This is a genomic window from Streptomyces sp. NPDC050738 (assembly GCF_040654175.1).
GTDB lineage: Bacteria > Actinomycetota > Actinomycetes > Streptomycetales > Streptomycetaceae > Streptomyces.
Genome location: NZ_JBFAHN010000003.1, coordinates 618,837 through 642,654, shown reverse-complemented (window position 1 = coordinate 642,654; position 23,818 = coordinate 618,837). Strand labels below are relative to the sequence as shown.

Here is a 23,818-nt window from a genome sequence, read left to right as displayed (position 1 = left end):
GAGCGTTGAGGATCTGCCGCGGTGCGCGAGCTCGGCCTGATCTGAGACCTCTTGTTCTGAACGCATGCAGGCCCCGCCCGGATAGGGCGGGGCCTGCATGCGTTTCAGTACGTTCCGCTGGAGAGCGCCTCCGCGATCTCCCGTACCGCCGCCGTCGCCTTGCGCTGCAGGCCCGGGCCGAAGGTGATGCGGGTGGCGCCCAGCCGGCCGAGCTCGGCGAGCGAGGGGCCGTTGGGCGGGGCGCCGGCGTTGATCGGGGCGTCGATCTCGGCTGCCAGGAGCGGGAGTTGGTCCGGCGGGGCTCCGATCGGGTAGACGCAGTCGGCGCCGGCCGCGAGGTAGCGCTGTGCGCGGGCCACCGCCTGGGCGGTGTCGTCGATGCCACGGATGTACGTGTCCACGCGGGCGTTGACGAAGAGCGCCTCACCGGCTTCGGCGATGACCTCGGCCAGCCAGTCGGCGTGCTCCGCCGGGTCCTTGAGGGTGCCGTCCCCGGCCGAGTCCTCCAGATTGCAGCCGACCGCTCCGGTCTCCAGGAGGCGGGCGACGAGCTCCTTGGGCGGCAGTCCGTAACCCCCCTCGATGTCCGCCGAGACGGGGATGTCGACGGAGCGGACGATGCGGGCGACCGCCGCGAACATCTCCGCTGCGGGCGTCTCGCCGTCCTCGTACCCCAGCGAGGCCGCGACCCCCGCGCTCGGCGTGGCGAGAGCGGGGAAGCCGGCGTCCGCGAACGTGCGGGCACTCGCGGCGTCCCAGGGGCCCGGGATGACGAGCGCGTCTCCGGGGGCGCGGTCGTGGTGCAGAGCGCGGAAGGCGGCGGTCAGCTGTGCCATGCGGTCTCTCCCGGGGCGGTGCGCCGGGTCACCATCAGCCGGTTCCAGCTGTTGATGACCGTGATGGCGGCGATGAGATGGGCCAGTTCGGTCTCGGTGAACTCCTGGGCGGCCTTCGCGTACGCCGCGTCGGGGACGAACCCTTCGGTGAGTACCGTGACCGCCTCGGTGAGCGCGAGGGCGGCACGTTCCTGGGAGGTGAAGCGGCTTCCCGCCTCCTCCCAGGCCGCGAGGAGATCGATCCGGTCCTGCGACTCGCCCTTCTTCAGGGCGAGTTCGATGTGCATGTCCAGGCAGAACGCGCAGTGGTTGAGCTGCGAGGCGCGGATCATGACGAGCTCGGCGAGGACCGGATCGAGGTGCTGCTTGGCCGCCGAACTCAGCGCGGACAGTGCCTTCGCGACCTCGCGGGGGATCTGCCAGCCACGAGGTCCGGTCCCTTCGGTCACTTGAACTGGCCCGGGGTGTAGTGCCCGGGGACCATGCGGGTGGAGACGCCGAAGCGGTTCCAGGCGTTGATCGCGACGATCGCGGCGATGAGGTGGGCCAGCTCGGGCTCGGTGAACTGCTTCGCGGCCTTGGCGTAGACCTCGTCGGGGACGAATCCGTCGGTCAGTACGGTGACCGCCTCGGTCAGCTCGATCGCCGCCAGCTCCTTCTCCGTGTAGAAGTGCTGGGACTCCTCCCAGGCGCTGAGCTGCACGATCCGCTCCACGGTCTCGCCCGCGGCGATGGCGTCCTTGGTGTGCATGTCGAGGCAGAACGCGCAGTGGTTGATCTGCGAGGCGCGGATCTTGACGAGCTCGAAGAGGACCGGGTCGACGCCGTGCTTGGCGGCGACCTCCAGCTTGATCATGGCCTTGTAGACCTCGGGGGCGTGCTCGGCCCACTGGAGGCGGGGGGTGTGCTCTGGGGCGCGGTGGCTGTGCTCGCTCGTGTTCATAAAGGCGACATTACGGGGAGAGTGGCGCAGGAGTATGGTCCATTTCTGTGACAGATTCCTGGGCCACTTTCGGTGCCGACCTCCATGTGGAGCTGCGGGGAGGCGGGCTGCGCGCCGGACTGACGGAGGCGCTGCGCGATGCGGTGCGCGGTGGGCGGCTCGCGCCCGGGGTGCGGCTGCCCTCGTCGCGGTCGCTCGCCGCCGACCTGGGGATCGCCCGCAATACGGTCGCCGACGCCTACGCCGAACTGGTCGCGGAGGGGTGGCTGACCGCGCGCCAGGGGTCGGGGACGCGGGTGGCCGCGCGGTCCTCGCCGCGCGCGGCGAAGCGGCCCGTGACGCAGCCGCAGGTCCGGCGGACGTCCGCGTACAGCCTCAAGCCCGGCGCTCCCGATGTGTCCTCCTTCCCGCGCACCCAGTGGCTCAAGGCGGCCAGGCGTGCACTGACCGACGCCCCGAACGACGCCTTCGGATACGGCGATACGCGCGGCCGCATCGAACTTCGGACCGTCCTGGCCGACTACCTGGCGCGGGCGCGCGGTGTGCATGCCGACCCGTCCCGGATCATCGTCTGCTCGGGCTTCGTGCACGGGCTGAGGCTGATGGGGACGGTGCTGCGGGCGAGGCGGGTGCGGGAGGTGGCGGTCGAGTCGTACGGCCTCGATCTGCACTGGAACCTCCTGGCGGAGGCCGGACTCCGGCTGCCCGCACTGCCCTTCGGGCGGCGGCTCGGTACGGACACCAGGGCGCTGGACCGGGAGGGTGCGGTGCTGCTGACGCCCGCGCACCAGTTCCCGATGGGGGTCCCGCTCCATCCGGCCCGGCGCGCGGCCGCCGTCGACTGGGCGCGTGCCACGGGCGGGGTGATCCTGGAGGACGACTACGACGGCGAGTTCCGCTACGACCGGCAGCCGGTGGGCGCCCTTCAGGGGCTCGACCCGGAGCACGTCGTCTACTTCGGCACGGCGAGCAAATCCCTTGCCCCGGGGCTGCGGCTGGGATGGATGGTGCTGCCCGAGGCGCTGGTGGGTGAGGTCGCGGCGGCGAAGGGTTACTCAGACTGGTCGACGAGCGCGCTGGACCAGCTGACGCTGGCCGAGTTCATCTCCTCGGGAGCGTACGACCGGCATGTGCGCGGGATGCGGCAGCGCTACCGGCGCAGGCGCGACGAGCTGGTGGCCGCGCTCGGCGAGCGGGCGCCGTCGGTGCGGGTGACCGGGATCGCGGCGGGGCTGCACGCGGTGCTGGAGCTCCCGGAGGGGACGGAGCGGTCGGTGGTGCAGGCGGCGGCCTGGCAGGGGCTCGCCCTGGAGGGGCTTTCGCGTTTCCGGCACGAGGGTGTGGGGCCGGGGGGTGATGCGCTGGTCGTCGGGTACGGGACGCCGTCGGAGAGTGCGTGGGCGGGGGCGCTGGAGGCGTTGTGCCGGGTGTTGCCGTAGTCGCCGGGGAGCCCTGCTGCTCAGTCGCCGGAGGGGCTTGGTTCCGGCTGGTGCCGGCCTGGGTCCGGCGCCTCGCCGAAGCGGGCCAGGGCCAGTGCCCCTGCCACTGCCACCGCGAAGCCCAGTACGGCCAGCCAGCCCAGGCCCTCCCTCGTACGGTCGCCGAGCCAGACCACTCCGACCAGCGCGGGGCCGATCGTCTCGCCGATGACCATGCCCGCGGTGGCCGTCGTCACCGAGCCCCGCTGCAGCGCCGACGTGAGGAGAAGGAAGGCCGAACCGCCGCCAATCAGCAGGGCGTACAGCGCGGGGTTGGTGAAGTCCGTGACCGAGTCGATGAGCCGTACGGCGACCTCGACGACCCCGAAGCCCACACCCGCGCCGAGCCCGAGCGCCAGCGCCCGGGAGCGGCCCGGGAGGCGTCCGGCGACCGTACCGAGGAGCAGGATGGCGAGCGCGACGCCCAGCATCGACCAGCGCAGGGCGGTCGAGCCCGCCGTGTGGCCCTCCTCGCCGGAGGACAGGCCCAGCATGGCGAGACCCGCGACGACGACCCCCACCGCGGCCCATTCGGTGCGGTCGAGGCGGACGTCGAGGACGCGGGCCGCGACGACCGCGGTCACGGCGAGACTGGCGGCCAGGGCGGCCCCGACCGCGTAGATGGGCAGGGTGCGCAGGGCGACGATCTGCAGGACGAAACCGACGGCGTCGAGGCCGAGGCCGAGGATGTAGCGCCACTGGCGCAGTGCTCGCAGCAGCAGTGCGGCGTCCACTCCGGAGCCGCTGCCGGGCTCGGCCGCGCGCGCGGCGGCGGCCTGGAACACGGAGGCCGTACCGAAGCAGACCGACGAGGCGAGAGCACAGATCATCCCAAGGAGCACAGAACGGGACTCTAGTTGGGCCGCTGGGAACAGCCGGAGAACGGGGCCTAGGGTGGGGGGTCGCAATCGGGTTGTGTGACGGACGACGGGGGAGCAGCGCATGCGCAGGATGAGGTCGAGTGTCGTGGTGCTCGGTGGGGTCGGCGTGCTCGCGGCGACGCTCACCGCCTGTGGGTCGGACGAGCCGGACCGGCGGTGCGTGGACCGGGTGACGCAGGAGAAGCTGCCGGACTACGAGTGCAAGGACAGCACCGGCCACGGCACGTACTACTACGGCGGCAAGAGCAAGAACGGCAAGGTCTCCGGCGGCAGCTACGACAAGGCGTCGGTCTCCCGCGGCGGCTTCGGCGGCGGCCACGGCTCCAGCGGCGGCTGACGATGAAACGGCACGTCATCGACCCGCGCCCCGGCTGGCAGCAGACCGTCGAGGAGCAGGGAGTCATCTACCCGCTCACGCGCTACCCGGACGATTCGCTGCGCCCGTACTGGGACGAGAGCGCGTACTACGCGTTCTCGCTGCCCGAGGTCGAGGCGCTCGAGGATGTCGTGGAGGAGCTGCACGCCATGTGCCTGGCCGCGGCCGCGCACATCGTCGAGCAGAACCGCTTCGCCGACCTGGGCATCACCGACCCTCGGCTGATCCACCTCATATCCGAGTCCTGGCGCCGCAGGGCCGAACAGCCCTCCCTCTACGGCCGGTTCGACCTGCGCTACGACGGCACGGGCCCGGCCAAGATGCTGGAGTACAACGCCGACACCCCCACCTCACTGGTGGAGGCGGCCAGCCCGCAGTGGTTCTGGATGGAGGAGCGCTTCCCCGGCGCCGACCAGTGGAACTCCCTGCACGAGCGGCTCGTCGCCGCCTGGAAGAAGCAGGCGCACCTCCTGCCGCCGGGCCCTGTGCACTTCGCGCACTCGGACGCCGACGAGCTCGGCGAGGATCTGATGACGGTCGCGTACCTCCGCGAAACCGCCGAACAGGCGGGCCTCGACACCGAGATGCTGTCGGTGGAGCGCATCGGGTGGGACGGTCTGACCGGCCGCTTCGTCGACGAGAAGCTCCGCTTCATCCGCAGCTGCTTCAAGCTCTACCCCTGGGAGTGGCTGACCACCGACGCCTTCGGCCCGCACGTCCTGCGCACTCTCGACAATGGCGGCTCCACCGGCTCCACCTGCTGGATCGAACCGCTCTGGAAGATGCTTCTCTCCAACAAGGCGCTCCTGGCGATCCTCTGGGAGCTCTACCCGGGCCACCCGAACCTGCTCGCCGCCTACCTGGACGGCCCGCGCGAACTGGCCACCACGAAGGGGTACGTGGCGAAGCCGCTGCTCGGCCGCGAGGGCGCGGGCGTGACCCTGCACGAGCCGGGCTCCGCGCCCCCCGTCCTGCGCACCGACGAACCCTGCTGCTACCAGGAGTTGGCGCTGCTGCCGGACTTCGACGGCAATCGTGTGGTGCTCGGTGCATGGGTCGTCGAGGACGAGGCGGCAGGCCTCGGGATCCGCGAGTCGGCGGGCCCGGTCACCGACGAGTACGCCCGCTTCCTGCCGCACGTCATCCTCTGACTCGACTGCTCGGCGCTAGCCGGCGAGCACGTCCCGCAGCTGGTCGAGACCCCAGTCCAGGTCCTCCTTGCTGATCACCAGCGGGGGCGCGATCCGGATCGTCGACCCGTGGGTGTCCTTCACCAGGACTCCGCGCTCCATCAGCCGCTCGGAGATCTGCCGCCCGGTGCCCAGGGCGGGCGCGATGTCCACGCCGGCCCACAGCCCGCGCCCACGGACCGCCTCGACCGTGCCGTCGCCCACCAGCAGGCCGAGCTCGTGGTGGAGGTGGTCCCCCAACTCCGTGGCCCGCTGTTGGAATTCGCCGGAGCGCAGCATCGCGATGACCTCCAGCGCCACCGCGCAGGCGAGGGGGTTCCCGCCGAACGTGGACCCGTGCTCACCGGGCCTGAACACCCCGAGCACCTCGGCCGACGACACGACCGCCGACACCGGCACGACCCCGCCGCCCAGCGCCTTCCCCAGGACGTACATGTCGGGCACGACGCCCTCGTGCTCGCACGCGAAGGTCTTTCCGGTCCGCCCGAGCCCGGACTGGATCTCGTCCGCGATGAACAGCACGTTCCGCACGCGCGTCAGCTCCCGTACGAACGGCAGATAGCCCGCCGGCGGCACCAGCACCCCCGCCTCGCCCTGGATCGGCTCGATCAGGACGGCGACGGTGTTCTCGTCGACGGCCCGGTCCAGCGCGTCGACGTCCCCGTACGGGACGATCTCGAAGCCCGGGGTGTACGGACCGAAGTCCGCCCGCGCCTCCTGGTCGGTCGAGAAGCTGACGATCGTGGTCGTACGGCCGTGGAAGTTGTCGGCGGCGACGACGATCTTCGCCTGTCCGTCGGGAACCCCCTTGACCTTGTAGCCCCACTTCCGGGCGGTCTTCACGGCGGTCTCGACCGCCTCCGCCCCGGTGTTCATCGGCAGCACCATCTCCATGCCGCACAACTCGGCGAGCTGCGTACAGAAGTCGGCGAACCGGTCGTGGTGGAACGCCCGGGAGGTCAGCGTCACTCTCTCCAGCTGCGCCTTCGCGGCGTCGATCAGACGGCGGTTGCCATGGCCGAAGTTGAGCGCCGAGTAGCCGGCGAGCATGTCGAGGTAGCGGCGCCCCTCGACATCGGTCATCCAGGCGCCGTCCGCCGAGGCGACGACGACGGGCAGCGGATGGTAGTTGTGCGCGCTGTGGGTGTCCGCGGTGGCGATGGCGGCTGCGGTGTTCGACACGGGGTCTCCGTTTCGTACGGCTCGATACGGCCTGGGGCAGGGATGGCGCCCCCTGTCTATCGTCGCTCGCATGCCGGACGGGGAAACCCGCCCGTACGGCGCGCCCGCTAGTCTGTACGGCACGCACGGCGACTGGCGAGCGGGGAATCGACCCCGAGGGAGCCGCGCGCGGCTTGACGCACGAGGTGCCGCCCGCCTGGGCACCCCGGGAACGTGACCTGACACCGACCCGGAGGACGCCATGAGCCTTCCCCGCTCCGCGAACAAGCCCAGCCACCCCGCCCTCTCCTCCTCGGACCCCGAACTGGCCGCCCTGATCGGCGCCGAGGAGAAACTCCAGTCGGAGACTCTCCGCCTGATCCCCAGCGAGAACTACGTCTCGCAGGCCGTCCTCGAAGCATCCGGCACGGTCCTGCAGAACAAGTACAGCGAGGGCTACCCGGGCCGCCGCTACTACGAGGGCCAGCAGCACATCGACCAGGTCGAATCCCTGGCCATCGCCCGCGCCAAGGCCCTGTTCGGCGTCGAGCACGCCAACGTCCAGCCCTACTCCGGCTCCCCGGCGAACCTCGCCGTCTACCTCGCCTTCGCCGAGCCCGGCGACACGGTGATGGGCATGGCGCTTCCGATGGGCGGTCACCTCACCCACGGCTGGGGTGTCTCGGCCACCGGCCGGTGGTTCCGCGGCGTCCAGTACGGCGTCCGCGCCGACACGGGCCTGATCGATTTCGACGAGGTGCGCGAACTCGCCCTCAAGGAACGCCCCAAGCTCATCTTCTGCGGCGGCACCGCCCTCCCTCGCACCATCGACTTCGCGGCCTTCGCCGAGATCGCCCGCGAATCCGGCGCCGTACTGGTCGCGGACGTCGCCCATATCGCGGGCCTCATCGTGGGCGGCGCCCACCCGTCTCCCGTACCGCACGCGGACGTCATCTCCACGACCACCCACAAGACCCTGCGCGGCCCGCGCGGCGCGATGCTGCTCTCCCGCGAGGAGCACGCCAAGGCCATCGACAAGGCGGTCTTCCCCGGCCTCCAGGGCGGCCCGCACAACCAGACCACCGCCGCCATCGCCGTCTCCCTGCACGAGGCGGCCCAGCCCTCCTTCCGTGACTACGCCCACGCGGTCGTCGCCAATGCCCGGGCCCTCGCCGAGGAGTTGCTCGCCCGCGGCTTCGATCTGGTCTCAGGCGGCACCGACAACCACCTGATCCTGATGGACCTCACCCCCAAGGACGTCCCCGGCAAGGTGGCGGCCAAGGCCCTCGACCGAGCCGGAATCGTCGTCAACTACAACACCGTCCCCTATGACCCGAGGAAGCCCTTCGACCCCTCCGGTGTCCGTATCGGCACTCCCTCCCTCACCTCTCGCGGTCTCGGCACCCAGCACATGGCCGCCGTCGCCGACTGGATCGACCGTGGTGTCACCGCGGCCCGCACCGGCGACGAGGACCAGCTGGCCAAGGTCCGCGCGGAGGTGGCGGAACTGATGGCCGCCTTCCCGGCCCCCGGCCTGCCCACCGACTAGCCGGACTGGGCCTAGGCGTCCAGGTCGATCAACTGATGTTGCGGTTCCTCTGGTCGAGCCCGCTGCCGGCGTACGAGCACGGCCGCGCCGTATCCGGCGGCGAGTCCGGGTATCAGCCACCACCAGCCGTCCGCCCCGCCCTTCTCCGACCGGGCGGGCGGCCGGTCCGGTCCGAGCAGATGGTGCCGGGCCAGCAGGTCGAGCACTCCGACCGGAACCCGGTGCCAGCGGATGTCGTCGTCGTTCACATCGACCGAGGGATCCGAGCGCACCCAGACCGTGGTGGACGAGGAGTCCTCTGCGGCCATCACCTGATCCTGCCCCTCGAATGCGATGTCCCCGCCCGGTGCCCGGTCGGTCTGCGGCCAGCCGCCTACCCCTGTCAGGCCCCAGATCACCGTCGCCCGCACGGTGGGCGAGAGACCTTCCGGAGTGCGCTCCGTACGAGCGAACCGCGGTTGCATCAGGGCCTTCAGTACGGCGAAGTCGGCGTCCCTCTCGGACAGCGACGCCGGCGCCCCGCCGCCCATGGGGATGACCAGCGCCAGATCCGGAGCCCGCTCCTCGGCCACCGCCCCCGGCGCGAGAGCCACAACTGCCGTACACACCAAGGCGGTCAACAGCGCAGCCCTCATACGTCCCTCAGCTCCTGGCGGGGCCCGCCACGAGGCCGCGAGAGCAGTCGGACACTCATGGGCCGAAGCCCCAACGCCAGCCCCGCACCGACCACCAGGCCCGGTATCGCCCACCACCAGTCCGTGCTGTCGCCGGCGCGGGAGACGGAGCCGGTCCCTGACGCGGATCCGGCTGCGGCAGCCGCCGGCGTGGGCTGCTGCTCCGGCTCGGTAGGGACGACGGTGGTTGCTCCGCTCGTCTGATCGGGCGGTGGCACCGGTCCTGCGCCCCGGTCGGACGGCGGTTCCATCATCCCCAGCTTCTTCAACAGCGCCTTCAACTCATGCGCTTGTGCCGCCCGATGCCAGGTGCCGCTGGCGAAGTCGGGGGCGTCGGTGGAGCTGCGTATCCAGACCGTGCCGCTCTCCGGGCGGGCATACACCTGGTCGAGCCGCCAGGGCGAGATGTCGTGGATCATCCACGTCACATTGATCTGGCGGGCCGCCATCGCCTCTCCCAGAGACGGGGGCCTCGTCGACTGTCCGCCACTGCCGGGTGCGGCCAGCAGCTCCGTGAGCGTTTCGTAGTCCTTGTCCGTGTAGTAGAACGACGTGGTCCTCGCGCTCTCGGGCGAGACGATCAGGACGCTCGTCGGCCCCCCGGCCGAAGCACCCGGTGCGAAGGCCCAACTCATTGCGAGCACAACAGCCAGTGCAAGAAGGCGTCGTGCCTGTCGAAGTACCTTTCGATGCCGCTGCATACGTCCCCCAGCCGACTCCGGTACGGCCCTTCCGAACCGAGTCACTTCTGGTACACCGCCCGAGCCCTTCGGGTTCCCCTTTCAGCGGGCCGAGTTGGCGATGGCCACAGCGCGCGTCCAGGAGCCGACCCCCTCCAGCCGCAGCGTCATCGTCGTGCCGCGCACCCACAACAGCGTCGGACCCGTCGCGCGTGCGGCGGGGGTCCATCCGCCGCCCTGCGCGTCCTGCAGCCGGAAGCGCAGCACATGCGGCTGGGCGAACCACAGTCCGTTGGTGCCGTCGGCCAGCGGCAGCCACTCGGGCATCTGCGAGGTCTGTTTGGAGAAGCCGAGATCCAGCTGCGCAGGGAACTCGTCCAGCCGGACCGTCCGCCCGTCCGCCCCGCGCCAGCACAGGCTCACCACCGACCGCCCCGCCGGGGCCGCCGCCACCGAGACCACGTCCGGAGCACCCAGCTCCGCCGGTATCAGCGGCCGGAACCCGGCCAGCCGCGCCGCCTCCACCGCGCTCACCCCAGGCCCGCACCACGGAGTGACAGGAGCGGAGGAGGGCGCAGGGGCAGGCGCAGGGGACGCGGACGGCGTCGGCGCCGGGGAGTACCGCACCTCGACCCCGCCGAAGTCGAAGTCGAACCAGTCCACCACCGCCGCCCGCACCGGAGGCGTGAGCACCAGCACCACCAGCAGCCCGGACAGCGCAGCGATCAGCATCCGCCAGCGCCGCCGCGCCCAGCCCCGCGCCCGCGCGAACCGGCCCGGGGGCCCGGTCCCGGTCTCCGCCTCCCGGACCGGGACCGGCACGGACTCCGCGATGAGCCGCGCCAGCACCCGCTCGGCCATCGACTCCTCGTCGACCTCGGGCACGGACATCCGCCGCCCCAGATCCCGCAGCTCCTCGGGGAGCTCAGGCAGCTCAGGCATCCCCTTCTCGCTCATGCGTCATCACCTCCTCCCCGCCCGTCCGGGGACGGCATCAGCCGCCCCAGCTTCTTCAGCCCCCTGTTCAGCCGGGATTTCACGGTCCCCCTGGGCCACCCCAGCGCCTCGGCGGTCTCCGCCTCGTCCATGTCCAGCAGATAGCGGTACGTGACGACGAGCCGGTGCTCCTCGCTCAGCTTCCCCAGCGCGTCCCGCAGCAGTGCCCTGCGCTCGCCCTCCAGCGCCGCCACCGCCGGATCCGCCGCGTCCGGTATCAGCGGCTCCGCCTCCAGCAGCGCCGCCTCGCGCCCCGTCGCCGACCGCAGGCGCACCGCCGAGCGCAGTGTGTTCCTCGTCTCATTGACGACGATCCGCAGCAGCCACGGCCGGAAGGCGGCCCCGTCCCGAAAGCTCCCCAGGGACTGGTACGCCTTGAAGAAGGCGCACTGCACCACGTCCTCGGCGTCCGACCCCGCCCCGAAGGCCACCGCAGCCCGTATCGCCATGCCTGTGTGGGCGCGCACCAGCTCTGCGTACGCCTCCGCCTCCCCGGCCCGTACGCGCGCGATCACCGCAGCCTCGTCGACAGCGCCGATCAGGCCCCCCTCCCGCGTCCTCACATCTTTCATACACCGGCCGACGGGGATCGGTTCCACACCTGAGAGAATGGTGTGCATGGCCTCTGATCGTCCCAGCGTGCACTCCGAGCGCCCCCGTGTGCTCTCCGGAATCCAGCCCACCGCAGGCTCGTTCCACCTCGGCAACTACCTCGGCGCCGTCCGCCAGTGGGTCGCCCTGCAGGAGTCCCACGACGCCTTCTACATGGTCGTCGACCTGCACGCGATCACCGTGCCGCAGGACCCGGCCGAGCTGCGCGCCAATACGCGCCTCGCCGCGGCCCAGCTGCTCGCCGCCGGCCTCGACCCCGAGCGCTGCACGCTCTTCGTCCAGAGCCACGTCCCCGAGCACGCCCAGCTCGCCTGGGTCATGAACTGCCTCACCGGCTTCGGCGAGGCCTCGCGCATGACGCAGTTCAAGGACAAGTCCGCCAAGCAGGGCACGGGCAACGCCAGCGTCGGCCTCTTCACGTACCCGATCCTCCAGGTCGCCGACATCCTGCTCTACCAGGCCGACCAGGTCCCGGTCGGCGAGGACCAGCGCCAGCACGTCGAGCTGACCCGCGACCTCGCGACGCGCTTCAACGGCCGCTTCGGCGAGACCTTCGTGCTGCCCTCCCCGTACATCCTCAAAGAGACGGCGAAGATCTACGACCTGCAGGTCCCGACCGCCAAGATGAGCAAGTCGGCGGCCAACCCCAAGGGCGTCATCAGCCTTCTCGACGAGCCCAAGGTCTCCGCCAAGAAGGTCAAGAGCGCGGTCACCGACACCGACACCGTGATCACCTTCGACGCCGAGAACAAGCCGGGCGTCTCCAACCTCCTCACCATCCTCTCCACCCTCACCGGCACCTCGGTCCCCGACCTGGTGACCGGTTACGAGGGGAAGATGTACGGTGCATTGAAGGGCGACGTGGCCGAAGCCGTCACCGACTTCGCCACCCCCTTCCGCACCCGCACCCAGGAATATCTGGACGACCCCGAGACGCTGGACTCAATCCTGGCGAAGGGTGCCGAGAAGGCCCGCGCCGTGGCGGCGGAGACACTCGCCCAGGCGTACGAGCGAGTGGGTTTCCTCCCCGCCAAGCACTGACGCCGAGGACAGGACCAAGGGCCTGACCAAGGACTCTGGCCACAAGGCCCGCCTGCGCGCCACACTGCACGCAGAAGGCATGAACCCGACAGCGGAGGAGAACGACGTGGGGACCGTAACGCTCGGCGTTTCGATCGCGGTCCCGGAGCCGTACGGCAGCCTGCTCCAGGGCCGTCGCGCCGGCTTCGGCGACCCTGCCGCCCACGGCATCCCCACGCACGTCACCCTGCTGCCGCCGACCGAGGTCGACGCCGCCGCCCTCCCCGCGATCGAGCTGCACCTCGCGGAGGTCGCGGCGGCGGGCCGCTCCTTCCCGATGCGGCTCTACGGGACGGGGACCTTCCGCCCCCTGTCCCCGGTCGTCTTCGTCCAGGTGGTCGAGGGCGGCTCGGCCTGCGCCTGGCTGCAGCAGCAGGTCCGCGACCCGGCGGGCCCCCTCACCCGGGACCTGCACTTCCCGTACCACCCACACGTCACGGTCGCGCACGCCATCTCCGACGAGCTGATGGACCGGGCGTACGCAGCCCTCGCCGACTTCGAGGCGGCCTGGACCTGCGCGGCCTTCGCCCTGTACGAACAGGGCGCCGACGGCGTCTGGCGCAAGCTCCGCGAGTTCGTCTTCGGCGGCGGCGTCATCCCCCCGCAGAACGCATCGCACGGGGTCCCGGCGGAGCCGTCGCTTCCGTAGCAGAGCAGCCGGCAGGCAAGCAGCCAGCAGCCTCAGACCGGCAGCTTGCGGAACAGCGGCCGCGGCACGTGCCGCAGCGCCGACATGACCACCCGCAGCGTCCCCGGCACCCACACCGTCTCCGAGCGCCGCCGCAGCCCCGCCTCGATCGCCGTCGCCACCGCCTCCGGGGTCGTCGCGAGCGGCGCCTCTTCCAGCCCCTCCGTCATTTTCGACCGTACGAAGCCGGGGCGGACCACCATCACGTGCACGCCCGTGCCGTGCATCGCATCGCCCAGACCCTGTGCGAAGGCGTCGAGGCCCGCCTTGCTGGAGCCGTAGATGAAGTTCGCCCTGCGCGCCCGCTCGCCCGCCACGGACGACAGCACCACCAGCGAGCCGTGGCCCTGGCCCTGGAGGGCCTTGGCGCAGATCAGGCCCGCCGAGACCGCGCCCGTGTAGTTCGTCTGGGCGACCCGGACCGCCGACAGGGGCTCGCTCTCGTCACGGGACTGGTCGCCGAGGATGCCGAAGGCCAGCAGCACCATGTCGATGTCGCCCTCCGCGAACACCTTCCCCAGCGCCTCCTCGTGCGACGCCGAGTCGAGCGCGTCGAAGGCGACCGTGCGGACCTCCGCACCCAGCGAGCGCAGCTGGACCGCCGCCTCGTCGAGTGCGGGGGAGGGGCGGCCCGCGAGCCAGACCGTACGGGTGCGGCGGGCCACCAGGCGGCGTGCGGTGGCCAGGGCGATCTCGGATGTGCCGCCGAGGACGAGCAGGGACTGGGGGGTGCCGAAGGCGTCCTTCATGGGGTGGGCTCCAATGCTGGCTGAACTAGAGGGAGAGGCGGCGTGAGAGGTCCGAGGTGAAGACCCCGGTGGGGTCCAATTCCGCCCGCAGCGAGCGGAATCGGGGCAGGTGCGGGTACATCTCGGCGAGCCTCTCCGGGCGCAGGCGTGAGTCCTTCGCCAGATAGATGCGGCCGCCCGCCCCCGCCACCTCCTCGTCCAGTTCGTCGAGGAAGGCGCCCAGGCCGGAGAGGTTCGCGGGGATGTCCAGGGCCAGCGTCCAGCCGGGCATCGGGAAGGACAGCCAGCCCGGGTCGCCCTCGCCGAAGCGCTTGAGGACCGCGAGGAAGGACGGGCAGCCCCGGCGGGAGATCCGCTGGACGATGCGGCGCAGGGTCTCCTCCTGGCCGTAGCCGACCACGAACTGGTACTGGACGAAGCCGCTGCGGCCGTAGATCCGGTTCCAGTGCGGGACGCCGTCCAGGGGGTGGAAGAAGGTGGAGATCTTCTGGAGCTCGCCCGTGCGTTTGCGCGGCGCCTTGCGGTACCAGAGCTCGTTGAAGACGGAGACCGACTTGCGGCCCAGCAGACCCTCGGGGAAGAAGGAGGGCGCCGAGGGGAGTTGACCCGGACGGAAGGCCAGCGGCGTGCGCCGTGCCCGTACCGGCAGCGCGTCCAGCGGGGCGTGGTCGCCGCGCGTCAGGACCGAGCGGCCCATCGCCGCGCCCCGTGCCAGCAGGTCGATCCAGGCGACCGAGTAGCGGTACTGGTCGTCCGTCGCCGTCAGGCGGGACATCAAGTCGTCGAGATCCGTGGCCCGTTCGGTGTCCACGCTCATCAACGACGTTTCCACCGGGTGGAGTTGGATCGTCGCCGACAGGATCACGCCCGTCAGCCCCATCCCTCCCGCCGTCGCCTCGAAGAGGTCCGAGTCCGGGAGCGCGGTGCGCACCGATCCGTCCGCCAGCAGGACGTCCATCGAGTGCACATGCCGCGAGAACGACCCCGAGACATGGTGGTTCTTGCCGTGAATGTCCGCGCCGATCGCCCCGCCGACCGTCACATAGCGCGTCCCCGGCGTCACCGGCACGAACCATCCCAGCGGCAGCAGCACCTCCATCAGCCGGTGCAGGCTCACCCCCGCATCGCACACGACCACCCCCGCGTCCGCATCGATGCTGCGGATCCGGTCCAGGCCCGTCATGTCGAGCACCGCGCCGCCGGCGTTCTGCGCGGCGTCGCCGTACGCGCGGCCCAGGCCGCGGGCGATGCCGCCGCGCTCGCCGCATTCGCGCACTGCGGTCGCCGCCTCTTCGTACGTACGCGGGCGGACCAGCAGCGACGTCGTCGGGGCGGTGCGGCCCCAACCGGTCACGGACGTCACCGAGGGCAAAGGTGTCTGGGAAGTGAGGGTTCGCGTGGAATCGGCAGGCATACAGGCGACCGTATCGCTACCGCACGCACCGAAACGGGTGATTAAGAGGGTGTCACACCGCATAGTCGTGATTGTTGGGGTTTGTCCTAGAAGAGTCACTCCGGCGTGCGGCCAACTGGCCGGACTCCCTGTACGGAGAAGGGGTGACAGCAGTGCGTTCCCTCGGCATTGACAGCACCATCGACGCCGACCACAGACTCCTGACGGCGATGCGTGACTGCGGCGGCGACCCGCGCATCGCGGCCGCGGCCCGAGCGCTCTCCTGGAGCGGCGAGCACGGCGCCGTGTGGCTGGCCGCCGGACTGACCGGCGCGACTCTCGACCACGAACGGCGCGGGGCCTGGCTGCGGGGCACCGCGTTGATCGGCGCCGCGCACCTCGCGAGCATGGGGATCAAGCGGCTCGTACGGCGCCCGCGCCCCCAACTCCCCGCCCGACAGCCCCTGGTGAAGACCGCGGGCCGCCACTCCTTCCCCTCCTCCCACGCCACCTCCGCCGCAGCCGCCGCCGTCGCCTTCGGTGCGCTGCGCCCCGCGGGCCGCCATCTGGCGCCACCGCTCGCCGCCATGATGTGCGTCTCCCGGCTGGTCGTCGGCGTCCACTACCCCTCGGACGTGGCCGCAGGAGCGCTGCTCGGCGGGCTGACCGCGGGGATCGGCGCCCAGTGGATGAAGAAGGGGGGTGCGGCCCATGTCTGAACCCGGTGCCGCACTCCTCGACAAGCCCCAACTCCCGTCCCCCGGGCCCCAGTTCCGCCCCTCCGTGCTCGGCCTGCCGCTCGGTCTGCTGAAGACCGCGCGCCCCCGCCAGTGGATCAAGAACGTCCTGGTCGTCGCCGCGCCCGCGGCCGCCGGTGAGCTGCTCACCCGCGGCACCGTGCGCCAACTCCTCGTGGTCTTCGTGCTGTTCACGGCAGCCGCATCCGCCGTCTATCTCATCAACGACGCCCGCGACGCCGACGCCGACCGCGCCCACCCCACCAAGTGCCGCCGCCCGGTCGCCGCAGGCCAGGTCCCCGTGCTGGTCGCCTACGCCGCCGGGGCCGTCCTCGCCGTCCTCACCACGGCGGCCGCCGTCGCCTGGTGCAACGAGCTCACGGCGGCGATCCTCTCCGGCTACATCGCCATGCAACTCGCCTACTGCGTATGGCTCAAGCACGTCCTGGTCGTCGACCTCACCGTCGTCACCACCGGCTTCCTCATGCGCGCGATGATCGGCGGAGTCGCCCTCGGCATCCCGCTCTCCCGCTGGTTCCTGATCACCGCGGGCTTCGGCGCGCTCTTCATGGTCGCCGCCAAGCGCTACTCCGAAGCCGTCCAGATGGAGGGCAAGGGCGGGGCGACGCGGGCCCTGCTCTCCGCGTACACCCCCGGATATCTGCGCTTCGTCTGGCAGTTGGCCGCGGGCGTCGCCGTCCTCGCGTACTGCCTGTGGGCGATGGAGAGCGGCGGAACCTCCAACGGCAGCCTGCTGCCCTGGCGCCAGCTCTCCATGGCCGCCTTCATCCTCGCGATCCTGCGCTACGCGGTCTTCGCCGACCGGGGCACCGCAGGAGCCCCCGAGGACGTCGTCCTGCACGACCGCGCGCTCGCCGTCATCGGCCTCGTCTGGATCGCCCTGTACGCCCTCGCCGTGGCCGACCTGTGAGCATCAGCACCAAGGAGGTCGCGGGCTTCGCGCTGGCCGGGATCTGCGCGTACGCAGCCGATCTCGGTCTCTTCGTCTGGCTGCGCACCTCGCCGGGATGGGACCCGATCACCGCCAAGTCCGTCTCCTTCCTCGCCGGTTGTACGGTCGCCTACCTCGGCAACGCCTTCGGTACGTACCGGGGCCGCAAGGTGGGCCTGCGCGAGTACGCCGTCTTCTTCGGCGTGAACATCGCCGGCGCACTCCTCCAGCTCCTCTGCCTCGCCGTCTCCCACTACGGCCTCGGCCTCACCTCCCCGCGCGCCGACACGCTCTCCGGCGCCGTCATCGGCATGGCACTCGCCACCTGCCTGCGCTTCTGGGGAACGCGCACTCTGGTATTCCGAGCGGCGGAGGGTACGCGGACCTCATGGACTGGCTGAAAAAACTCCCCGTCATCGGGCCGCCGCTGACCCGGCTGATGTGCACGCACGCCTGGCGCAGTTTCGAAACGCTCCAGCGGGTCCACTGGTCGCGGCTGGCCGCGGCGATCACTTTCATCTCCTTTCTCGCGCTCTTTCCGCTGATCACGGTTGCTGCCGCAATCGGTGCGGCGCTGCTCTCCGATGAGCGGCTGCATTCCATGGAGAACAAGCTCGCCGAACAAGTCCCGGGAATTTCGGACCAGTTGGATCTGGAAGCGCTGGTGTCCAATGCGGGCGCCATCGGACTTGTCGCCGGAGCGCTGCTGCTCTTCACCGGAATCGGCTGGGTCGGCTCGATAAGGGAATGTCTGCGCGCCGTATGGGAGCTGGAGGACGAGGAAGGCAATCCGTTCCTGCGCAAACTCAAGGACGGCGGTGTGCTGCTCGGCCTCGGCGGCGCGGTCCTCGCCTCGTTCGCCGCATCCGCGATCGGCTCCACCGCGATCGGCTGGACCGCGGACGCGACGGGGCTCGAAAAGAACGGCTGGGGCAGCGTGGTGCTGCAGATCGCCGCCCTCGCGGTCGCGGCCTGCGCCGACTTCCTGGTCCTGCTGTACGTACTGACCCTGCTGCCCGGGGTGCACCCGCCGCGCCGCCGTCTGCTGACCGCCGCGGTGATCGGCGCGGTCGGCTTCGAGCTGCTGAAACTCCTGCTCAGCAGCTATATGAAGGGGGTCGCGGCCAAGAGCATGTACGGCGCCTTCGGCGTCCCCATCGCGCTCCTGCTGTGGATCAACTTCAGCGTGAAACTGATGCTGTACTGCGCCGCCTGGACGGCGACGCGGCACGACGGCGACGAGCGGCAGGAGATCAGCGACGCGGAAGGCGACGTACCAGATCAGGCAGCGGCCACTTCCGGTTGACCAGGAACACCCCGGCCGCCAGCACGATCAGCAGCCCGCCCGCGACGGCGAGTGCGATGCCGACCCCGCTGGAACCGTCCTTGGCCGTGACGGCCGCTGCCGTCGCCGGGCCCTTCTTGCCCTTGCCGTCCTGCTGCGTGGCCGGCTTGTCCGAGCCGCCGAGCTTCGCCGACTTGGGAGCGACGAGTTCACCTACGGGAGTGACCTTCCCGACCGAGGCGAAGCCCCAGTCGAGCAGCCTGGCGGCCTCCTTGTAGACCGCCTGGCTCTCGGTCGAGCCCGGGTTCATGACGGTGACCAGCAGGACGTGGCCGTTGCGCTCGGCAACACCCGTGAAGGTCGCGCCGGCATGCGTCGTGTTGCCGTTCTTGACGCCCGCGATGCCCGGGTACTGGGTGACGCCGTTGGCGCCGGTCAGCAGACGGTTGGTGTTCTGGATGCCGAAGGTCTCGCGCTTCTTGCCCTTCTTCTGGACGCCGGGGAACTGGGCGTCCGCCGTGGAGCAGTACTCGCGGAAGTCCGCCTTCTGCATGCCGTTGCGGGCGAAGAGCGTGAGGTCGTACGCACTGGAGACCTGACCCGGGGCGTCGTAACCGTCCGGCGACACCACATGGGTGTCCAGGGCCTGCAGCTCCTCGGCGTGCCGCTGCATGTCGGTCACCGTCTTGGGGACGCCGCCGTTCATGGCGGAGAGGACATGCACCGCGTCGTTGCCCGAGCGCAGGAAGACCCCGCGCCACAGGTCGTGGACGGTGTAGGTGAGGTCCTCCTTGATGCCGACGAGGCTGGAGCCGTCACCCATGCCGGCCAGGTCGGAGGGGAGCACCTTGTGGGTCTGCGTCTTGGGGAACTTCGGCAGGACGGTGTCCGCGAAGAGCATCTTCAGCGTCGAGGCCGGGGCCAGCCGCCAGTGCGCGTTGTGCGAGGCGAGGACGGCGCCCGTCTCGGCGTCCGCGACGATCCACGACCGCCCGGACACGTCCTTCGGGACGACGGGGGCACCGGCGCCCAGCTTCACCTGCGTACCCGCCAGACCGAGCGTGTCGCCGCCGACCCTGGACATCCGGGCAGGTGGTTTCGGGTCGTCCGCCTCACCGGCCGCGACGGCGGGCGCGGCGGACAGGGCGGGCAGCAACGCGGCGGCGAGGACCGTCAGGGCGGTCTTTTTCACGGCAGACACGGACGAGAACGTACAGGGCCGTACGCCGTCCGCCCACACCGCGGTGGTGAACCGCCGGACAGGGCCCACCCCCGGCCCACCCCGGCGCGGCCGCCCGGAGTACGGGGGCAATACTGGACGTATGAAGCTCAGTCGCCCCGTCTCCTGGTTCCTGCTCGCCTTCGGGGTGTGGTCCTGGTTCATCTGGATCACTTTCGTCAAGAATCTGGTGAAGGACGGCAGCGGTCTCGCCTTCGACGACGCGGGTGACCCGACCGCGTACTTCTGGGTCCATCTGCTGCTCGCCATTACGTCCTTTCTCCTGGGGACGGCGGTTGGCGTGATCGGGTTCCGTGGAGTGCGGGCCCTGCGGAGCGAACAGGCCGCGGAGAGCTCCTCGGCGTCCGTCAGCTAACGACTTGGCGTCGCCGGGCAAAAGCCTCTTCCGGTGGTGAAACCCTTGTGATTGGGTGAGCGCCAATATGCGGGTGGGGTTGCTGAGGAGAGCGCGACAATGCGGTCGATCCGTCTTCGGATTCTGGTGATGTGTGTCGTCTTGGCGATAGCCGGCGTGGGTGCCTGGCAGCTGCTGCCCGACAGTGGCGTGAAAAAGACGCAGATCAGGTTGGGGACGACGGACGACGTCTCCTCCCTCGATCCCGCGCTCGCCTACGACGCAGGCTCCTGGGCGCTCTACAGCGCCCTCTACCAGTCGCTGATGACCTTCCCCCGGGGATCGGCGACGCCGGAGCCGGACGCGGCCAAGGAATGCGGCTTCACCGACGCCTCGCTGCGCACCTTCAGCTGCACGATGCGCGACGACCTCCACTTCTCCAACGGGAACCGGCTCACGGCGGAGGACGTCAAGTTCTCGCTGGACCGGGTGCGGAACATCGACAACGACAGCGGGCCCGGCCCGCTGCTCACCACGATCGCGAAGATCGACGCGGTCGGCGACAAGGTCACCTTCCACCTGAAGACCCGTGACGCGACCTTCGCCTCGAAGATCGCCACCGGAGCGGGCGCGATCGTCGACCACACCGTGTACCCCGCGGACAAGGGCCTCGAGGGCACCACGGTGGCCGGCTCGGGTCCGTACGTCCTCAAGGCGTACAAGAAGGGGGTCAGCGCGACGCTGGAGCCCAACACGAAGTACAAGGGCGCCATCACCAGGACCGGCGTGCCGATCGAGGTCGAGTACTTCAAGCAGCCCGAGGCGCTCGACAAGGCCTGGGAGCAGAAGAAGGTGGACGCGACCCACCGGGAGCTGCCGCCCAAGGTCCTCTCCGCGCTCACTCCCGGCGACACCTCGGCGCATGTCAACGAGGTCGCGGGCAACGAGACCCGCAACCTCATCTTCAACGTGCGCAAGTCCTCGCCCATGAACCAGGTCGCGCTGCGACAGGCCGCGGCCAATCTGATCGACCGCTCCCGCCTGGCCTCCGAGGTCTACGAAGGCACGGTCGAGCCGCTCTACTCGCTGATCCCGCAGGGCTACGCCGGACACAGCACCGCGTTCTTCGACACGTACACGAAGGTCGACCCGGCCAAGGCCAAGGAGCTCGCGGCCGACGCCGGCGTGCACACTCCGGTGACCATCACCCTCGGCTACTCCGCGACCAGCGTGACCGACAGGGAAGCGGCGCTCCTGAAGAAGCAGCTGGAGAACGGCGGCGTCTTCAAGGTGAAGCTCGCGGGCGAGAGCGACTGGACGGCGTTCCAGAAGAACTACACGCACGGCAAGTACGACGCGTACGCCGTCGGCTGGATCGCCGACTACCCGGACGCGGAGAACTACAGCCAGCCGCTCGTCGGCACCGAGAACAGCTACGCCAACGCCTTCAGCAACGCGCGGATCGACAGCCTGATCAACGAGACGCAGCAGTTCAGCGACCGCGGCCGCACCACCCAGCTCTTCCGCGACATCCAGGACATGGTGGCCGAGCAGGTGCCGGTGATCCCGCTCTGGCAGCGCACGGACTACGTCCTGACCAACAAGGACATCTCGGGCGGCCAGTACCTCTCGGACGGCACGGGCGTGTGGCGCATCTGGGAACTGGGCTGGCTGTAGGGCCGCAGGGCTCCAGGCCTGCAGGGCTACGGGGTACCGACCGCCGCCCCGGCGGGGCGCCGGCACGGCAGGCTCACGGTCACCGCGAGCCCCGCCCCCGGCGCCGTCTCCACCGTCACGCCGCCCTTGTGCGCGTCCGCCACGGCCAGCACGATCGCCATGCCGAGGCCGCTGCCCGCGCCGCCCCCCGACCGGAAGAACCGGTCGAATATCCGGTCCGCGTCCTCGGAGCACATCCCGGGCCCCCGGTCGGCGATGCGCAGCCGTACGACCCCGTCGGCGCGCTCCAGTTCCACGCGTACGGCGGCCTGCGGGGGCGTGTGCGCCCGGATGTTGGCGAGGAGATTGCCGACCAGCTGGCGCAGCCCCGACTCGTCCGCGTGCACGAACATCGCCCCGTCCGCGGCCACTTCCACCGGACGCTCCGGCTGCTGGGCCCGCAGATCCTCGGCGGCGTCGCGTACCAGCAGGCTCAAGTCGACCTCGCGCAGCCGTAGTTCGGGCGTCTGGTCGAGGCGGGCCAGGGTGAGGAGCTCGTCGACGAGGTGCCCCATCCGGTCCGCTTCGGCGTTCATCCGCCGCAGGGCGCGCGTCCGGTCCGCGGGCTCGCGGAGCATCCCCTTGTCGTACAGCTGCAGATAGCCGCGGATCGCCGAGAGCGGGGTGCGCAGCTCGTGCGAGGCGTCCGCGACGAAGCGGCGCAGCTGGGCGGCGGAGCGCTCCCGGGTGCCGTACGCCGACTCCACCTGCTGGAGCATGGTGTTGAGCGCGACCCGCAGCTGGTCGACCTCCAGGACCATCCCCGCGCGCGGCGGTACGCGTCTGGTCAGATCGCCGTCCGCGATGGCGGACGCCGTCTCGACCATGTCCTCCAGCGGCCGCAGCCGCTGTCGCGCGCCCCACATCGTGAAGAAGGCGAGCATCACCAACAGCCCGGTCCCGACGGACAGATCGAGCTTGAGGGCCTTCTTGATGCTGTCGTGCACGGCCTTGGTGGAGGCCGCCATCACGATCACCGTGCCGTCCTTCAGGCGTACGGCCGTCATACGGTAGGGATCGCCGTCCAGCGTGATGTCGCTGATCGCGTCGGACGCGGCGACGGCCGCGGGGTCGTGCACCGCGCGGGCCAGGGCCTGCTGGCGTGCGGTCGGGGCGATGGAGCCGAAGGCGAGGGCTTTGCCGTGCTGGTCCAGGGGGACGAAAAGCGACTCCGGGCGCGGCAGGATGCCGCCCTGGCCGCCGACTCCGGTGAGCTGGTCCCGTACGGATGCGAGCGACGTCAGCGTCTCGATCTGGTCCAGGGTGAGACCCATGTTGCGCACTGCGGTACGGGAGTTCTTCAGCCCGGAGTCGGTGGAGTCGATGAGGTAGTGGCGCATGCCCATGAGGCTGATCGCGGTCGCGGCGACGATACCTATGGCGAGCAGCAGCACCGTGGCCATGGTCAACTTGCCGCGCAGGGAGCGCAGATGGTGCCGGCGCGGGCGTATCCGGGTCATGTGCGTCAGGCCAGCCCGTATCCGACGCCGCGCCGCGTGGTGATCAGCGGCGGTCCGAGCGGGTCGAGCTTGCGGCGCAGATAGCTGATGTAGGTCTCGACGACCGTGGACTCCGCGGCGTGCTCGTAGCGCCAGACGTGCCGCAGGAGCTGCTCCTTGGTGACGACGGTGCCCGCGTTGCGCACGAGGAAGCGCAGCAGCGCGTACTCGGTCGGGGTGAGGTCCACCGCGCCCCCTGCCCTGCGCACGGTGTACGTCGACTCGTCCAGCTCCAGGTCGCCATGGCGCAGCGGAGGGCGGGCGGGCAGGACGTCCTCGGGCTTCGTGCGGCGCAGGACCGCCCGGATGCGGGCGATCACCTCGTCGATGTTGAACGGCTTGGTGATGTAGTCGTCGCCCAGCGCGAGGCCGCCGACGATGTCGGCGGGGGCGTCGCGCGCGGTGAGGAAGACGATCGCCGTCTCCGGGTGCAGCTCCCTCAACTCCCGTCCGAGCAGCCGCCCGTCACCGTCAGGGAGCATCACGTCGAGCAGTGCCGCGTCGGGGCGCAGCTCGCGGAGCAGGGCGGCGGCTTCCCGTACGGAACCCGCGGTCACCACCTCGAAGCGGTGGTAGCGCAGAGCGATGGACAGGACGTCCGCGATGCTCGGCTCGTCTTCAACGATGAGGACGGTCGCCGGAGATTGGCTCATGTCCCCAGTATCCGTCCGGCCGTTGTACTGAACAGCGGCCGCTGTCTTGGAGTTCCTTGAGAGTCATGGCCGCGGACCGTGCTGGGAGCGGACCGGGCCCGATGCTGGGAGCGGCT

At 70.6% G+C, this 23,818-nt stretch carries 26 protein-coding genes; 12 read left to right on the top strand and 14 right to left on the bottom strand.

What is annotated here, in order from left to right:
* Positions 1-104: 104 nt before the first annotated feature.
* The 3 genes from AB0H78_RS11175 to AB0H78_RS11165 are packed head-to-tail and all read right to left on the bottom strand — an operon-like array spanning position 105 to position 1,779.
* Positions 105-836 (bottom strand): isocitrate lyase/phosphoenolpyruvate mutase family protein, encoded by a 732-nt coding sequence (locus tag AB0H78_RS11175; RefSeq protein ID WP_363233994.1) that lies wholly within the window; start codon positions 834-836, stop codon positions 105-107.
* Positions 824-1,285 (bottom strand): carboxymuconolactone decarboxylase family protein, encoded by a 462-nt coding sequence (locus AB0H78_RS11170; RefSeq protein WP_363233993.1) that lies wholly within the window; start codon positions 1,283-1,285, stop codon positions 824-826. The genes AB0H78_RS11175 and AB0H78_RS11170 overlap by 13 nt, the downstream gene beginning before the upstream one ends.
* Positions 1,282-1,779, bottom strand: coding sequence for a carboxymuconolactone decarboxylase family protein (locus tag AB0H78_RS11165; RefSeq protein WP_363233992.1), 498 nt, complete (start codon positions 1,777-1,779; stop codon positions 1,282-1,284). The genes AB0H78_RS11170 and AB0H78_RS11165 overlap by 4 nt, the downstream gene beginning before the upstream one ends.
* Positions 1,780-1,826: 47 nt before the next feature.
* Between AB0H78_RS11165 and AB0H78_RS11160 the strand changes: the two genes are divergently transcribed.
* Positions 1,827-3,218 carry a PLP-dependent aminotransferase family protein gene (locus AB0H78_RS11160; RefSeq protein WP_363233991.1) on the top strand — a complete coding sequence of 464 codons (1,392 nt, stop codon included), beginning with the start codon at positions 1,827-1,829 and terminating at the stop codon, positions 3,216-3,218.
* A gap of 20 nt (positions 3,219-3,238) precedes the next feature.
* Here the strand turns inward: AB0H78_RS11160 and AB0H78_RS11155 are convergent, their stop codons facing one another.
* Positions 3,239-4,087, bottom strand: a complete 849-nt coding sequence (locus AB0H78_RS11155) for a hypothetical protein (RefSeq protein ID WP_363233990.1) — start codon at positions 4,085-4,087, stop codon at positions 3,239-3,241.
* Positions 4,088-4,199: 112 nt separating this feature from the next.
* Between AB0H78_RS11155 and AB0H78_RS11150 the strand changes: the two genes are divergently transcribed.
* Both AB0H78_RS11150 and AB0H78_RS11145 read left to right on the top strand, forming a co-directional pair.
* Positions 4,200-4,475 carry a hypothetical protein gene (locus AB0H78_RS11150; protein WP_363233989.1) on the top strand — a complete coding sequence of 92 codons (276 nt, stop codon included), beginning with the start codon at positions 4,200-4,202 and terminating at the stop codon, positions 4,473-4,475.
* Positions 4,476-4,477: 2 nt separating this feature from the next.
* On the top strand, positions 4,478-5,665 hold the full coding sequence (locus tag AB0H78_RS11145) for a glutathionylspermidine synthase family protein (protein WP_363233988.1): 1,188 nt from the start codon (positions 4,478-4,480) through the stop codon (positions 5,663-5,665).
* A 15-nt stretch (positions 5,666-5,680) separates the two neighbouring features.
* Here the strand turns inward: AB0H78_RS11145 and rocD are convergent, their stop codons facing one another.
* Positions 5,681-6,886 carry an ornithine--oxo-acid transaminase gene (gene rocD / locus AB0H78_RS11140; RefSeq protein ID WP_363233987.1) on the bottom strand — a complete coding sequence of 402 codons (1,206 nt, stop codon included), beginning with the start codon at positions 6,884-6,886 and terminating at the stop codon, positions 5,681-5,683.
* Between the two features lie 241 nt (positions 6,887-7,127).
* On the opposite strand from rocD, the gene glyA reads away from it, so the two are divergent.
* Positions 7,128-8,414: a serine hydroxymethyltransferase gene (gene glyA, locus AB0H78_RS11135; RefSeq protein WP_363233986.1), complete on the top strand. Its 1,287-nt coding sequence runs from the start codon at positions 7,128-7,130 to the stop codon at positions 8,412-8,414.
* 11 nt (positions 8,415-8,425) lie between these two features.
* Here the strand turns inward: glyA and AB0H78_RS11130 are convergent, their stop codons facing one another.
* The 4 genes from AB0H78_RS11130 to AB0H78_RS11115 all read right to left on the bottom strand — a co-directional run bounded on the left by AB0H78_RS11130 (position 8,426) and on the right by AB0H78_RS11115 (position 11,327).
* Positions 8,426-9,049: a hypothetical protein gene (locus AB0H78_RS11130; RefSeq protein ID WP_363233985.1), complete on the bottom strand. Its 624-nt coding sequence runs from the start codon at positions 9,047-9,049 to the stop codon at positions 8,426-8,428.
* Positions 9,046-9,723, bottom strand: a complete 678-nt coding sequence (locus tag AB0H78_RS11125; protein ID WP_363234122.1) for a hypothetical protein — start codon at positions 9,721-9,723, stop codon at positions 9,046-9,048. The genes AB0H78_RS11130 and AB0H78_RS11125 overlap by 4 nt, the downstream gene beginning before the upstream one ends.
* 147 nt (positions 9,724-9,870) lie before the next feature.
* A complete protein-coding gene (locus AB0H78_RS11120; RefSeq protein ID WP_363233984.1) occupies positions 9,871-10,725 on the bottom strand; it encodes a hypothetical protein in 855 nt (284 codons plus the stop codon).
* Entirely contained in the window at positions 10,722-11,327 is a 606-nt protein-coding gene (locus tag AB0H78_RS11115) for a sigma-70 family RNA polymerase sigma factor (protein WP_363233983.1), read from the bottom strand. The genes AB0H78_RS11120 and AB0H78_RS11115 overlap by 4 nt, the downstream gene beginning before the upstream one ends.
* A 76-nt stretch (positions 11,328-11,403) precedes the next feature.
* Here AB0H78_RS11115 and trpS point away from each other — a divergent pair, with 76 nt between their 5' ends.
* Both trpS and AB0H78_RS11105 read left to right on the top strand, forming a co-directional pair.
* On the top strand, positions 11,404-12,417 hold the full coding sequence (gene trpS, locus AB0H78_RS11110) for a tryptophan--tRNA ligase (RefSeq protein ID WP_363234121.1): 1,014 nt from the start codon (positions 11,404-11,406) through the stop codon (positions 12,415-12,417).
* A 79-nt stretch (positions 12,418-12,496) separates the two neighbouring features.
* Positions 12,497-13,105 carry a 2'-5' RNA ligase family protein gene (locus tag AB0H78_RS11105; RefSeq protein WP_363233982.1) on the top strand — a complete coding sequence of 203 codons (609 nt, stop codon included), beginning with the start codon at positions 12,497-12,499 and terminating at the stop codon, positions 13,103-13,105.
* A gap of 32 nt (positions 13,106-13,137) precedes the next feature.
* Here AB0H78_RS11105 and AB0H78_RS11100 read toward each other — a convergent pair whose 3' ends face one another.
* The gene (locus AB0H78_RS11100; RefSeq protein WP_363233981.1) at positions 13,138-13,893 is read right to left on the bottom strand and encodes a decaprenylphospho-beta-D-erythro-pentofuranosid-2-ulose 2-reductase; all 756 of its coding nucleotides are present in this window, start codon (positions 13,891-13,893) and stop codon (positions 13,138-13,140) included.
* A 25-nt stretch (positions 13,894-13,918) separates the two neighbouring features.
* Positions 13,919-15,307 (bottom strand): FAD-binding oxidoreductase, encoded by a 1,389-nt coding sequence (locus tag AB0H78_RS11095; protein WP_363233980.1) that lies wholly within the window; start codon positions 15,305-15,307, stop codon positions 13,919-13,921.
* Positions 15,308-15,516: 209 nt separating this feature from the next.
* Here AB0H78_RS11095 and AB0H78_RS11090 point away from each other — a divergent pair, with 209 nt between their 5' ends.
* From AB0H78_RS11090 to AB0H78_RS11075, 4 genes are read left to right on the top strand one after another with little or no spacing between them, the layout of a single operon-like run.
* Positions 15,517-16,005 carry a phosphatase PAP2 family protein gene (locus AB0H78_RS11090; protein ID WP_363234119.1) on the top strand — a complete coding sequence of 163 codons (489 nt, stop codon included), beginning with the start codon at positions 15,517-15,519 and terminating at the stop codon, positions 16,003-16,005.
* Complete coding sequence (locus tag AB0H78_RS11085; protein ID WP_363233979.1) at positions 15,998-16,954, top strand: decaprenyl-phosphate phosphoribosyltransferase; 957 nt, start codon at positions 15,998-16,000, stop codon at positions 16,952-16,954. The genes AB0H78_RS11090 and AB0H78_RS11085 overlap by 8 nt, the downstream gene beginning before the upstream one ends.
* A complete protein-coding gene (locus AB0H78_RS11080; RefSeq protein WP_363233978.1) occupies positions 16,951-17,376 on the top strand; it encodes a GtrA family protein in 426 nt (141 codons plus the stop codon). Before AB0H78_RS11085 ends, AB0H78_RS11080 begins: the two co-directional genes overlap by 4 nt.
* Positions 17,364-18,281, top strand: coding sequence for a YihY/virulence factor BrkB family protein (locus AB0H78_RS11075; RefSeq protein ID WP_363233977.1), 918 nt, complete (start codon positions 17,364-17,366; stop codon positions 18,279-18,281). Before AB0H78_RS11080 ends, AB0H78_RS11075 begins: the two co-directional genes overlap by 13 nt.
* Here the strand turns inward: AB0H78_RS11075 and AB0H78_RS11070 are convergent.
* Entirely contained in the window at positions 18,229-19,461 is a 1,233-nt protein-coding gene (locus AB0H78_RS11070; protein ID WP_363233976.1) for a D-alanyl-D-alanine carboxypeptidase, read from the bottom strand. The two genes, AB0H78_RS11075 and AB0H78_RS11070, sit on opposite strands and share 53 nt — an antisense overlap.
* Positions 19,462-19,582: 121 nt before the next feature.
* On the opposite strand from AB0H78_RS11070, the gene AB0H78_RS11065 reads away from it, so the two are divergent.
* Positions 19,583-19,855, top strand: a complete 273-nt coding sequence (locus AB0H78_RS11065; protein ID WP_363233975.1) for a hypothetical protein — start codon at positions 19,583-19,585, stop codon at positions 19,853-19,855.
* Between the two features lie 99 nt (positions 19,856-19,954).
* Positions 19,955-21,511, top strand: a complete 1,557-nt coding sequence (locus AB0H78_RS11060; RefSeq protein ID WP_363233974.1) for an ABC transporter substrate-binding protein — start codon at positions 19,955-19,957, stop codon at positions 21,509-21,511.
* 26 nt (positions 21,512-21,537) lie between these two features.
* Here AB0H78_RS11060 and AB0H78_RS11055 read toward each other — a convergent pair whose 3' ends face one another.
* Positions 21,538-23,010, bottom strand: a complete 1,473-nt coding sequence (locus tag AB0H78_RS11055) for a HAMP domain-containing sensor histidine kinase (protein ID WP_363233973.1) — start codon at positions 23,008-23,010, stop codon at positions 21,538-21,540.
* 5 nt (positions 23,011-23,015) lie between these two features.
* Positions 23,016-23,702 carry a response regulator transcription factor gene (locus AB0H78_RS11050; RefSeq protein ID WP_363233972.1) on the bottom strand — a complete coding sequence of 229 codons (687 nt, stop codon included), beginning with the start codon at positions 23,700-23,702 and terminating at the stop codon, positions 23,016-23,018.
* Positions 23,703-23,818 lie beyond the last annotated feature (116 nt).

Coding starts and splice junctions, on each gene's coding strand:
- AB0H78_RS11175 (WP_363233994.1), bottom strand. CDS start 836: ATGGCACAGCTGACCGCCGCCTTCCGCGCTCTGCACCACGACCGCGCC.
- AB0H78_RS11165 (WP_363233992.1), bottom strand. CDS start 1,779: ATGAACACGAGCGAGCACAGCCACCGCGCCCCAGAGCACACCCCCCGC.
- AB0H78_RS11155 (WP_363233990.1), bottom strand. CDS start 4,087: ATGATCTGTGCTCTCGCCTCGTCGGTCTGCTTCGGTACGGCCTCCGTG.
- AB0H78_RS11150 (WP_363233989.1), top strand. CDS start 4,200: ATGCGCAGGATGAGGTCGAGTGTCGTGGTGCTCGGTGGGGTCGGCGTG.
- AB0H78_RS11145 (WP_363233988.1), top strand. CDS start 4,478: ATGAAACGGCACGTCATCGACCCGCGCCCCGGCTGGCAGCAGACCGTC.
- glyA (WP_363233986.1), top strand. CDS start 7,128: ATGAGCCTTCCCCGCTCCGCGAACAAGCCCAGCCACCCCGCCCTCTCC.
- AB0H78_RS11130 (WP_363233985.1), bottom strand. CDS start 9,049: ATGAGGGCTGCGCTGTTGACCGCCTTGGTGTGTACGGCAGTTGTGGCT.
- AB0H78_RS11125 (WP_363234122.1), bottom strand. CDS start 9,723: ATGAGTTGGGCCTTCGCACCGGGTGCTTCGGCCGGGGGGCCGACGAGC.
- AB0H78_RS11120 (WP_363233984.1), bottom strand. CDS start 10,725: ATGAGCGAGAAGGGGATGCCTGAGCTGCCTGAGCTCCCCGAGGAGCTG.
- AB0H78_RS11105 (WP_363233982.1), top strand. CDS start 12,497: ATGAACCCGACAGCGGAGGAGAACGACGTGGGGACCGTAACGCTCGGC.
- AB0H78_RS11100 (WP_363233981.1), bottom strand. CDS start 13,893: ATGAAGGACGCCTTCGGCACCCCCCAGTCCCTGCTCGTCCTCGGCGGC.
- AB0H78_RS11095 (WP_363233980.1), bottom strand. CDS start 15,307: ATGCCTGCCGATTCCACGCGAACCCTCACTTCCCAGACACCTTTGCCC.
- AB0H78_RS11090 (WP_363234119.1), top strand. CDS start 15,517: ATGCGTGACTGCGGCGGCGACCCGCGCATCGCGGCCGCGGCCCGAGCG.
- AB0H78_RS11085 (WP_363233979.1), top strand. CDS start 15,998: ATGTCTGAACCCGGTGCCGCACTCCTCGACAAGCCCCAACTCCCGTCC.
- AB0H78_RS11075 (WP_363233977.1), top strand. CDS start 17,364: ATGGACTGGCTGAAAAAACTCCCCGTCATCGGGCCGCCGCTGACCCGG.
- AB0H78_RS11065 (WP_363233975.1), top strand. CDS start 19,583: ATGAAGCTCAGTCGCCCCGTCTCCTGGTTCCTGCTCGCCTTCGGGGTG.
- AB0H78_RS11060 (WP_363233974.1), top strand. CDS start 19,955: ATGCGGTCGATCCGTCTTCGGATTCTGGTGATGTGTGTCGTCTTGGCG.
- AB0H78_RS11055 (WP_363233973.1), bottom strand. CDS start 23,010: ATGACCCGGATACGCCCGCGCCGGCACCATCTGCGCTCCCTGCGCGGC.
- AB0H78_RS11050 (WP_363233972.1), bottom strand. CDS start 23,702: ATGAGCCAATCTCCGGCGACCGTCCTCATCGTTGAAGACGAGCCGAGC.